This window comes from Bacillus sp. 03113, from assembly GCF_006546985.1.
GTDB lineage: Bacteria > Bacillota > Bacilli > Bacillales > Cytobacillaceae > VATK01.
Genome location: NZ_VATK01000026.1, coordinates 16,443 through 28,536 on the forward strand (window position 1 = coordinate 16,443; position 12,094 = coordinate 28,536).

Annotated in this window: 7 protein-coding genes and 2 pseudogenes; 3 read left to right on the plus strand and 6 right to left on the minus strand. The window is 35.9% G+C overall.

Translation table 11 applies throughout. The features are described 5' to 3' along the window. Window positions 1-13: 13 nt before the first annotated feature. Together FDO66_RS19165 and FDO66_RS19170 are read left to right on the plus strand one after the other, a co-directional pair. A complete protein-coding gene (locus FDO66_RS19165; protein ID WP_258535797.1) occupies window positions 14-1,060 on the plus strand; it encodes a saccharopine dehydrogenase family protein in 1,047 nt (348 codons plus the stop codon). Window positions 1,061-1,064: 4 nt separating this feature from the next. Beyond that, entirely contained in the window at window positions 1,065-2,003 is a 939-nt protein-coding gene (locus tag FDO66_RS19170; protein ID WP_258535799.1) for a cytochrome P450, read from the plus strand. 320 nt (window positions 2,004-2,323) lie between these two features. Here the strand turns inward: FDO66_RS19170 and FDO66_RS19175 are convergent, their stop codons facing one another. The 4 genes and pseudogenes from FDO66_RS19175 to FDO66_RS19195 form a co-directional block, all read right to left on the minus strand. Next, window positions 2,324-3,199: an AlbA family DNA-binding domain-containing protein gene (locus FDO66_RS19175; RefSeq protein ID WP_141434275.1), complete on the minus strand. Its 876-nt coding sequence runs from the start codon at window positions 3,197-3,199 to the stop codon at window positions 2,324-2,326. Window positions 3,200-3,494: 295 nt separating this feature from the next. Then, window positions 3,495-3,929 (minus strand): NUDIX hydrolase, encoded by a 435-nt coding sequence (locus FDO66_RS19180; protein WP_141434276.1) that lies wholly within the window; start codon window positions 3,927-3,929, stop codon window positions 3,495-3,497. A gap of 324 nt (window positions 3,930-4,253) precedes the next feature. Further along, window positions 4,254-5,282 (minus strand): threonine aldolase family protein, encoded by a 1,029-nt coding sequence (locus FDO66_RS19185; protein ID WP_141434277.1) that lies wholly within the window; start codon window positions 5,280-5,282, stop codon window positions 4,254-4,256. A gap of 283 nt (window positions 5,283-5,565) precedes the next feature. Beyond that, window positions 5,566-6,182, minus strand: a pseudogene (locus tag FDO66_RS19195) (LysE family translocator). A gap of 291 nt (window positions 6,183-6,473) precedes the next feature. Between FDO66_RS19195 and FDO66_RS19200 the strand changes: the two are divergent. Next, entirely contained in the window at window positions 6,474-7,901 is a 1,428-nt protein-coding gene (locus tag FDO66_RS19200; RefSeq protein WP_141434279.1) for a serine hydrolase domain-containing protein, read from the plus strand. 420 nt (window positions 7,902-8,321) lie between these two features. Here FDO66_RS19200 and ltrA read toward each other — a convergent pair whose 3' ends face one another. Both ltrA and FDO66_RS19210 read right to left on the minus strand, forming a co-directional pair. Continuing rightward, window positions 8,322-10,139 (minus strand): group II intron reverse transcriptase/maturase, encoded by a 1,818-nt coding sequence (ltrA, locus tag FDO66_RS19205; RefSeq protein ID WP_141434280.1) that lies wholly within the window; start codon window positions 10,137-10,139, stop codon window positions 8,322-8,324. A 1,159-nt stretch (window positions 10,140-11,298) separates the two neighbouring features. Next, window positions 11,299-12,071 (minus strand): annotated as a pseudogene (locus FDO66_RS19210) (alpha/beta hydrolase). Window positions 12,072-12,094 lie beyond the last annotated feature (23 nt).

Here is a 12,094-nt window from a genome sequence, read left to right on the forward strand (position 1 = left end):
AGAAAAAATCATTGTGGTCGGTGGGTATGGTCAGGTTGGCAAAGTGATCTGCGATGAATTAGGAAAGATTTATCCATATAAGGTGTACGCTGCTGGACGTAACTTCCAGAAGGCAGAACAGTTCTCGATTCATACAGGGAGGAAAGTTTTACCTCTACAACTTGACGTGAATGAACCGATAGCTGGCGATTTTTTCCGTGATGTTTCCATGGTTGTCATGTGCTTGGACTTACAAAATACCAACTTTGTTCAAGCGTGTGTTAAGCATCAGGTTGATTATATTGATATTACGGCTGATTATTCTGTGATGTCAAAAATTCAAGAGATTCGTCCTACGGAATCGACAGTTGTCCTAAGTGTCGGGTTGGCACCTGGAATAACCAACATGCTAGTGAAACAAGGAAAGAATCAATTGGATCAGGTCGATTCTGCAGATATTTATATTTTGTTAGGTTTAGGGGAGGTACATGGACGTGCAGCGATTGAATGGACAGTGGATAATCTGAGTGCTGATTATTCTGTCATCCACCAAGGAAGCAGAAAACAAGTGACCAGTTTCTCTGATGGAAAGAAGATGAATTTTCCAGCGAGATTAGGACAAAAAACAGCTTATCGGTTCAACTTTTCTGACCAACACGTTTTACCTCAGACGTTGGGTATTCCCTCTGTTTCCACTCGTCTATGTTTTGATTCAGCGATGATGACAAGTTTAATAGTGAGTTTAAAACGTACAGGGATTGTACGGTGGCTAGAGCAGCCCTTGATCCGAGAAAAGGTAGTGGATCTCTTTGAAAAATCGCAATGGGGATCACAAGTATATGTAGCAAAGGTAGATGTTACAGGGCAGTTGAACGGTCAGAATGTACGCTATCAAGGTTCGATTCACGGAGAAAAAGAGTTTGTTGCAACAGGAAAAGTTGCGGTCTATGTGGCGAAAAATATCTATGCAGGGCAACATCCACCTGGTGTATTTCATATGGAAGAGCTGTTCCAACCTACTGATTTATTTACTGATTTAAGAGACATGGTCACATTGGATGAAAAAATACTGGAGGTATAGACAAATGGAGATGAGAAAAATGGGGAAAACAGTCCCTGGACCTAAAGAGATCCCTTTTATCGGTAATCTGCTGGAAGTAGGTTCAAAGCCGCATGAATTTTTTAAAACTTGTGTAGAAAAGTATGGTCCGGTTGTTCGCGTACGGTTGGAAAAAGACCGCGATACGTATCTGTTAAGTCGTCCACAGGATATTCAGTATGTCCTTAAAAATTCACAGAAGTTATTTGCAAAAGGGTATCACCGGGATCGGATTCTTAGTATGGTGCTAGGCAATGGTCTGGTCACGAGCGAAGGAGATTTCTGGCTCAGACAACGGAGATTATCGCAGCCAGCGTTTCATAAACATCGTATTGAGAAATATGCGGACACTATGACTCACTATGCTAGCCGAATGCTTCGTAACTGGGAAAATGGCCAAATGCTTGATCTTCATAAAGAGATGATGCAATGTACCATGGAAATTGTTGCTAAAACACTTTTTGATATAGATCTGCAAGAAGCCGAGCATCAGGGGTCAAATCAAGTTGGTAAAGCGCATGATCAAGTTTTTCACGAATATGTTAATCAGTATACAAGCATTACTCGTATGTTGCTTGAAATGCTCCCTTTTTCTCTGCCTACTCCTGGAAATAAACGACTGAAGGAAGGTATTCGCCAATTGGATCAGGTAATCTATGAGATCATTGAGCACCGAAAAAAAGAGAATCGGGATCGGGGTGATCTTCTTTCTATGCTGATTGCAGCACAAGATGATGATGGAAAAGGGATGACTTCTACACAATTAAGGGATGAAGTGATGACGTTATTTCTTGCTGGTCATGAAACAACGGCTAATGTTTTATCGTGGACTATCTATCTACTTGCTCAACATGCAGATGCGGAAGAAAAGTTAGTTACAGAGTTAAAAAATGTGCTACAAGGGGTCCTACCAACTAAAAGCTAAAAACATACGCTAAGGAATTGTACAGAAAATGAAGAATTACTGAACACCCTATTAGTAAAGGATTTATAAGGGGTTATTCCTTTTTGAAATGTCCAATAACCCATTCCATAATCAATGTTCAACAACTGCAAAAATATTAAGTTTTTTAACACATTTGATGTCTTAGCGTATAAAAACATACTAAATTGCTTGTCGAATTTTGCTTAGCGTATATTATCAAGACCTAAATTGTATAAAGTCATAAAAAATAAAGGATGATACATATTAGTCATGTATAATATGTATCATCCTTTTACTTCTTGTTCAATAAATGCGCCCGATTACGGAATAAACCCATTTAACAGCGCTTGATTGCTAAAAGATACTATATCTGATCTTACTTTTGCTCCACTAACATCAGTTAATTCAAGGTACCCTGTTGTATTTGAAAAATCCTTCTCTCTAAATTCAGAGTACTCTTCTTCTCCTTCATATTTAAAACCCATATTTACTTTTAATATATCATTTGGAGGTATCTTAATATATTCATCATACTCTAATCGTCTCCATGAATTGTCTACAGTATTAAAAAAGCTATTGTGTTCGAACTTATAAGATTCACGTTCATTTTCAATTAATACTAATTTTGCTTCTTTTACCATGTTTATGTTTTGACCAGTATTTAATATATGAGCATTAAACCCTAAAGTTTTAATTCCTTTTTGACCAACAGCTGGAATTAATGTAAAAATTGTATTTTTTGATAAATGAATTGCTAATCTATACGGTGGAATCACTATTTTATCTCTTTCACTGTACATTAAATCTAAATCATATTTAGTCGCTGCATTTATACTAGTACCTTTACGTACAGGAATAAAATGATGTCTATTATTAAAAGATTTTATTACATGTGGTTTATTTTGTGATTTTGGGATATGGACAATAATAATATTCTTTCCTTCAACTTCTTCTTCATAAAACTCAACATCCATTGGCTCAATAACCTTTTTATATATTAAACCAATTATCTTAGAAGGGTCATCATAATTACTTTGCGGAAAAGGTGAATTAAAAAGGTCTCCATTTTTCCCATCTAATCCTATAATTATATACCCATCATCACCTTGTGTATTAGCCATAGCTGTTACATCCTTTATAAATTCTTCTTGTCCCTTATTTTGCGAAAAATCCCACCACTCTTTTTTTAATTCAATCTTTGGGTTTTCTACAGTCCCACCGTTTTTTTTATTATTCGACTATACATTTTAATTTCATCAACATATAGCATATTCTCACCCTTATAATCTATTTTTCATAGTTTTCCATTTCTGCATTTTGTGACAAATAACCTCTATTTTTACGGATGAAGAAATTATAAAATCACTTCTCCACTAGCTCCTTATTTCTTTCATAATCTGGACCGATTGTTGAAGTTCAGTGGCTGCTGAAGATGGCTCGCATTTATTGAAACCTAACACTCTTTAGTTGATTTATATAGGTAGAAACAAGTTAAATCCATTTCCTTAAAAGCCTTAGCATATAAGGTTCCTTTAAATATCTTGTAATATTAGTTTTATTATTTAGGTAATCCTTAATTTGAAGTTTCCTGTTCGGTATTAAAAATAAAGGCACTTTTTTTGGATAAAACCAAGCCAACTTTGAAGTCTCTGTTCCATTCTCAATTGCTTTTCCACCTACAATTTTAGCTATAAATAAATGCTGCGTGTCCTGGTATTGAGGACGATGGTACTCCCCAACTTTTTTTACTATACTAATCTTATATCCAGTTTCTTCTTGCGTCTCTCTGATTGCGCATTCTTCTAATGACTCTTCGTTTTCTAATCTACCACCTGGAAAATCCCAAATTGGGTAGTCTTTTCTTTTAACTAATAACAATTTATACTCTTTATTTACAATAATTGTAAAACAGCCTTGTGTATTCATTTCCCTCTCCCAAACGATAATTTACTTTATTTGTTAATTCTTCAAATCCCTTAACGATTCCTTTTTCTTCAGTAAACTAAACTGCCACTTTAATTTAAGTTTATTCCTTCGCATTCTTATACCAACATTATCATTAATATCCATTTTCGTTTAGATGTCTTACTCAATTAAATGGCCCTTATACGTAAAAGAGCGCTACCCTTTTTCAAGGATAGCGCCCTATTCTTGAATAATCAACATAACTTCTATTAGCTGATATTACAGAATAAGAAAAGCACATTTCTTTGTCTGGCTATTTTATTGTCTTATATATTTTGTTCATTTTTATTTTGAGAGAATACTTGCGAAACGTGTTAACGTTTCATCAATATTATTTACTGAAATATCTTTATGAGTAACAAACCGTAGCACACCTGGACTGAATTCAGATACAAGCACTCCTTCTTTTTTCAAATTATAAATTAGTTCTTGGGGAAGCTTTTTAGTTCCTTGTACGTTAACCATTACAATATTTGTTTGCACAGTTTGAAAATCAACGAGAACACCGGGCATTTCAGCAAGTCCTTGAGCTAATTGCTTTGCTTTTTCATGATCCTCAGACAATCGATCTATCATAGTTGTCAATGCCACTAAAGCAGGGGCAGCGATGATTCCAGCTTGCGGCATAGCTCCTCCTAGTCTTTGGCGCCAAATCCGTGCTCTAGCAATAAAATCGTCTGATCCCGCCAGAATAGCTCCAATTGGAGCTCCTAGACCTTTGCATAAGCAGATCTGCACGGTATCAGTATAGCGTGCGTATTCATGTACTGGAATGGAAGTCGCAACGACAGCATTGAATAATCTGGCTCCATCGAGGTGTATATTAGTTCCTGAATTTTGGCATATAGAATACAGATCCTTTATGTTTTCTAAGGGTACAATCGTGCCACCAGATCGATTGTGTGTATTTTCTAAGCAGACAAGACTTGTATGTGTCGCCTCGCCAGGCATTCTAATTGCTTTACGTACTATTTCAGGTTCCATGACACCCTTATCACTAGGGACAGGACGAGTCTGTACACCAGCAATAATCGAATGAGAGGCTGCTTCGTTTACAAAGATATGAGAAGTCTCCTCTACAAGAATTTCTGAACCAGGAGAGGATTGAGATAAAATAGCAAGTTGATTCCCCATTGTACCTGATGTAACAAGCAAAGCAGACTCTTTACCTAACATTTCTGCTGCTGTTTCCTCCAAACGATTAACGGAAGGATCTTCTCCAAAAACGTCATCCCCTACTTCCGCATAGTACATTGCTTTACGCATTTCTTCTGTTGGTCGCGTTCCAGCGTCAGTCCGATAATCTATATACATTTCTTTAACAGCCTCCTCTATGTATTAACTTTTAATCTACTTAATTAATCATTTTCTATGTGTTAACTGTTTTCATCAACAAATAAATTAGCTGAGATCAACGTTTACGTATACTCAAACACGCCTGATAGTTGCATGAAAAATGAGGTTTTATGCAACCTCGTATTCCATTAAAATGGCCAATTTAAAAAGGATGCTTTTAAGAATGGCGCCCGATTGCAGAAGAACATTTCAAAGACCTTATTGAAGAAACGCTCCAGTTAGTTGAATAAATAACCTGAAATTATCTCTTTTCAAAAGCTAATTTCATTCCTAGGGTTATCAACATAAATCCTGTTAATCGTTGAAATGCAGAAAGAAATGATGGTTTATTGAACCATACTCGAATGTAATGAATCAAATTAACATAGAAAAATAACCATATAAAAGTTATTAAAACTGGTGTTATCCCTATGATAATCATCTGTAATAAAGTATGCTCGTCAGGTACGATAAATTGAGGAAAAATGACATAAAGAAAATAATGGCTTTAGGGTTAAGTACATTCGAGAACATTCCTTGCAAGAAATAAGAACCTTTAGGTGTTTTCTCCGAAGTGGTGGTATCTGAGGTTAAATTTGGCTTCTTCGAAAAGAGTGTAAATATCCCCATCAAAATAAGAAATGCAGATCCAGCATATTTAATAATTTTAAAAAATAAAACAGAGTTAGCAATAATAGCAGATAAACCAAGAAGCGCAATTGCTATATGAATTGTAATACCTGCACAAACACCACCAACAGTTTTAAAACCTACTCCTTTTCCCTGAACGAGTGTATTTTTAGTGACTAATACTGTATCAGCACCAGGGGTAAGTGCAATCAGTAAGGTTGTTATTACAAATAAATAATAATGATCCATATTAGCTCTCTCCCTCCATTACACTTAATCATCCTAATATTACCATGAAAGAGGGTTACTTAATTAACCTGGCTCTTAAAAGGAAAGAACACTACCCTTGTTCAAGGATAGCGCCCGATTGTTGAAGATCGTTTTTCTTATTGAACTAACGCATCTGTTCGTTAAGTGTAACTTTTCACAATTACTTGATATTATATAGGTGAATAGAAAGATAAATTAAAATTTAGTTTAGTAGTTGTAAAAGTAGGTTATTTATATTATTCTATTATAATTTTCCAAAAAGGAGAGTTTATGAAAAAGATTATTGTTTTTGTATTAACGATATTTATATTATTCTCAGGATTCGCAACACAAAGTTATGCGTTGTCTGATTCGAAATCTGCGGCAATACAAGCGTTGCTAGATGATGCCTCTCGTATATCAGGTGTGCCGGGAATGTCAATCTCAATACTTGCTGATGATGAAGTGTTCTACTTTTCTTCAGGGTATGCTGACCGTGAAAAGGGGTTGTCTGCAAGTGAAAATACACTCTATGAGTTAGCCTCGGTCAGTAAAGCTTTTACCGGTATGGGTATTATGCTGTTGGAAGAGCAAGGGCTGCTCTCAATGACTGACCCTGTCCAAAAATATTTACCTTGGTTTACGTTAAAGTATCAAGGGAAACCTGTTGATATGCAAAGCCTTACACTAAATAACTTTCTTCACCATACCAGTGGTCTAACAAATATTAGGCATACTCAAAGTATTCCACAAGGCAATACACCGGATATGTTGCAAAAGACTGTGGAAATGCTCGTAGATGCTGAATTGGCGTTCCCTCCCGGTGAACAGTATAACTATGGAACCGTTAATTATGACGTATTGGGTTTGGTTATTGAGATTGTGTCGCGACAAAGCTATGAAGACTTTATGAGGGAACAGGTATTTCAGCCGTTAGGTCTTCACCAGACGTATGTTTATAAAGAAGATGCTCAAGCCACTGGACAGTTGGCACAGGGCTACCGTTCTTCCTTTTTTATGACAACTCCATTTAAAGCTCCGGATTATGCTGGGAATAAGCCCGCAGGCTACATCATTTCTAATACAAAAGATATGGCGCGTTGGATGGGCATACAGATGGGTATTGTGCAGGACATACCCGAAATATTTCACACGGTTATCGAAAAATCACATAGGGGTGATATGTCTGTTTCGGCTGTCAACGATATGTATTATGCGGCAGGCTGGTCGGTAAACGCCGACCAAACGATTATAGAACACACTGGGGGCAATCCAAATTTCAGAACCGAAGTAGTCATACTGCTAAATGAACGAACAGCCGTCTGCTTGCTGAGCAACGGCGCAAATACCAATATAAACCTGGTACTAAAAGTTAAAGATATATTAGACGGCAATCTAACTCAGTCATATGAAATAAGCGGCACACAGCTTTTGGATATCATTTTGTCGTCTATCACTATTATTCTTTGCCTATTGGCCGTTCTCCTATTTCTCTTAGGATTACGCAGAAGGAAAACGAATGAGCGGCAGCCAATGACAAAAAAGAGAATAATCGTAACAGTTATTTTCCTGATCGCTACGATTGCCCTGGGTATACTGTGCTGTGCTTTCGATTGGTCAACGATACTTATTTGGCAAACATATAGTGTTCTTACAGCTTTGATTTCGTCAGCATTATTAACAGCAAGCATTACATGGTTTGTATACATTCACCGATAAAATAACTCGCTCCCAAGATAAACATAATGTTAAGTAATTAAATTTCAATTTATCGGTATGCTTAATTTGAAAAACATAAGACACTTCGGTGTCTTTTTTAATATCATCGACAATTTTCCCAGTCAAACCTAATTACTATTGCTTCCACTAACCTGCTCCGTTCGGAATAAAGATTTTTAAACAACTAATATTATTTTTTAAATGACTTTATTGTAAATTAAACAACAATATTATTTTTGCACAAGCGTCGTTAGATAACATTTCTTAAAAGACTGTTATTATAGTGATAGGTAAGCTTTTGAAGTTATCGCCAGCTTTTCCCCCACTTCACACCGTACAGGCGAGTTTCCCAGCATACGGCGTTCCAACTAATCCAACTCATTCAATATTTTTATGTATATGCAAAAATGAAATATAGAATCAGATAGCTTCGTTCAGACATTGCTTGCGCAATTTATTAACTTCTATAAGTTGCTTTTCATTTAACTCAAGTGAGTTTAAAAGCACTTGTATTTTCTCTTGATCTCTCAAATGTATGAGAAGATGAACAGATTTGTGCAATATCGTTAAATTCCCGTATGAATCATCTTTTGTGAGATGGTACGGTGTCTTATGATGACAATGCCAATCATTCAGTCCTAATTCAATTCCTGTAACAGCACATTTCCCGTATTGTGCGATAAATCGGCTAATCCGGTTATCGTTATATTCGATGGACCGACTCGGTATAAATTGTTTCATCACATGAGCGAGTGTTTGTTTATTAATCGCTCGCAAGTTTTGATGAATTTTGTTTCTACCTTCGGTAGTATAGTTACAGATAGTTTGAGAGAAGTTAAAATTAACCTTACAGCGCTGGGCATGGATTGGGACAAGTACCATTTCTTTTATTTTGTGGAGCTTACAGTCATAGCCCTTATACCGTTTCTGTAAGGATTTCGTGAAGTCCTGAAATGTAGCTTCTTTTTTCAATTCTTTTAAACGATTGTATAATGCTTTATGAAGACGATTGTTCAGCTCACATAAGTCTATTGTGATGCGCGACGCTGCAGAATAATAATTCTGTATACCCATTATGACCAGATTAAATCGCCAAACGTTTTCGACTGTTTGGTGTTTCTGAATTGCCTTTATAGCTTGTTTTACCTTTATTTGCGCATTTCCAAGTGCCTTTTTTGTCATATGCGAACGAGCCACATAGAGTATTCTTTTATTCGTCTTTTTCCGATGTGCCTTAATACGAAAACCTAAAAACTCTGACGAGTTCTTCTTTAGGTTGACCACTTTCGATTTTTCTTCACTGATGTCAAGGCGAAGCCTTGTTTGAAGAAACTCCTTTACTGCATAATACATCTTAATCGCTTGTGAACGAGTGCGACAAAGGATTTTAAAGTCATCTGCGTATCGTACGATATAGCAATGTTTTAAATTCGATTGTTTCAGTGCATTATATCTACCAATCTGTGATTTATATAGCTTTCGAGTTTCAAAACTTTCCCATTGATTACTAACCAACCAATCTAGTTCATTTAATACAATGTTAGATAAAAGAGGTGATAAAATACCCCCTTGAGGTGTGCCTTTGGTTGGGAAGCCGTCCCCAATAATTTCAGCTTTTAAAAGACGTGAAATAATGGAAAGCAGTGCCTTATCACGAATGCCAAGTGACCACATTTGTTTTAGTAATTTGGCATGATCTACATTGTCAAAAAATCCTTTTATATCAACATCTACACAGTGATATAAGCACGCACGATTGATAAGCGTTTCAAACCTAGCTTTCGCATGATGTGTATTGCGATTTGGTCTAAAACCATAGCTATGTTTATAGAACCTTGCTTCACAAATCGGCTCAAGCACTTGCAAGATACACTGTTGAAACAATCTATCCCAAATAGTCGGAATCCCTAAAGGACGTGTTTTTCCATTTGCCTTAGGAATGAAGACCCGCCGAACGGCTTGGGGTGTGTAATGTTCAAACATTCGTTGTATCGTCGATATAACTTCTGATACAGATAATCGCTTTATATCTTCAATCGTTAGTCCATCATATCCAGCCGTTTTACTGCCGGTATTTCGTTTAATATTCCGATAAGCTAACCGAATATTTTCATCGGATTGCATTAAATCGAGTAATCCATAAAAATTTTGACCATTAGCACTTTGAGCATATAAAGAATCAAAATGATATTGCATATCATAATACTCATTGTGCCTCAGCTTCTTTCGTTTTAACAAGTCGGTGGCTCCTTTTGGAGCTGAACCTCTATTAGTCTTACAAGAACCTTATTAATCGTCTAAGACCTGTCTTGCATGGTTGAATGAATCTTTTATTAGTCTAGTGGCTATCCCTCCACGTTCATTACACGCTTCAACAGTACTGTGCCACCACTTTCACTGATATGACGAAAAGTTATACAGTCGCTATTCTCACGACTATTTTCCTTTCCAACGCTTCACCGAGAGTAAGCTCTCCACGTTATCAGCTTACAACGTTGAGTTACATCTATTATGAAACAAACTTAGGTGCTTCCTATGAGCCTGTTAGCATTGCATGTGCCTGTAACACAAGATGGATTTTTATATTGTTGATTCTTACTCACCCACAGCTAACCCTACATTTAGTAGTAAATACATTTCTGTATAACGCCAGTCTAGACCCGTACATTCAGAAGTTCGTCAGCAATATACTATCCTATTATATTTCATCACATTCTCACCCTATTTGTTCAACCCAAGCACCATGATTTACACCACCCCATCGGGTAGGCTTTCGTCAGCCGGACTGTTACGGTAAATTCTCACGCCTATTAGCCGAGCTCATAACACGCTTTTCCTTACTGAACAGCGTGCTATTCGACGCAGGGGGAGTCTTTCAGAGCGTTACCTCCTCATTCGACTCCTCGACATAACCCTTCAGTTTTAGAAATCTAAAACTGCCTGACCTTTACCGAAATTGTGTGACCACATTTCATTTAAGTCAGGAACATTTCGCACCAACAATCTGGCCCTTTAACAGAACAACTTATTGTCACTCAACAGTTCCTTAATCGATTTTTCAATTCTGATGTTCTTTTTCTTTTGGACATAAAAACCCCTTTAGATAATCATATCTAAAGGGGCAAAACGGTGATACTTTATTACAAACGGTTTAGCTTTTTATCAAATCTACACTTTATTGAAACTTTGTAATAAAGTTTGATTAAATTAATGCTATTAACCTTGATATGAGAGCAAATCTAAAGAGCATGGTTAAAAAAAAGTTTGATCAAAGCATCCTCTTATTTAATGTGGCAGGTTAACTTTGATGCTAGTATGGTTCCATGGACACAATTTAGTTAAGTGTTAAAATGATTAGTCCTTAATTTGACTAGGATTGAAATTAACTCAATTGTATCTATTTTATGAATGTATCGGACATCCATTTATAAAATTTTTCTTTCTCTTCAAATTGTGGATAATGAGCTGAATGCTCAAACGAAATAAATTCTTTTTGATTATCTTCAATCATATCAAAATATTTTTTTGCTGCATTAGAGGAAGTCATGTAGTCATATTTACCCATTACAAAATAGCATGGTAATTTAAGTTTTGTTACTATATTAGGTAATGGATTTTTTAATACTTCCTTTAACAAAATATTTTGAGAATAGGATAAACCATAGTTATAACGGATTACATCCAATAAGTTATACTCACTACTGAATAAAATACCTATGTTATCACCATCGGGGTTATCAATAAGTCTTGAAGCCCCACCATATTTCATAACATAATTTCGTGGGGTAAACGTATCACCATTTTTGATTTTTTCAGTTAACCCTTGTAAATATAAAACATCATCTTTATTGCCAGCCTTTTTAGCCTGATTAATCTTTGATCATAATTAACAACCGTAAAATTATTTTCTAATAAGTCTTGGTATTTATCGGCATATGGTATTTCTGGACATCCAGGTCCTCCATGTACAAAAATAATAACTGGATTATCCCTATCTTTGCCGCGTATCATAATTTCGTGACTACTTCCATTTATCTTTACTTGTTCTAATACACTAATACTGTTATTACCTTTAATATGCGGTGTCCATGTGGGAGAAAAAAGTGCTATTATTAGTAATATTATAACAATTACTCCAGTATATTTAAAAATTTTTATTAATTTTTTGATATTTTTCATTTAATTCTGTTCCT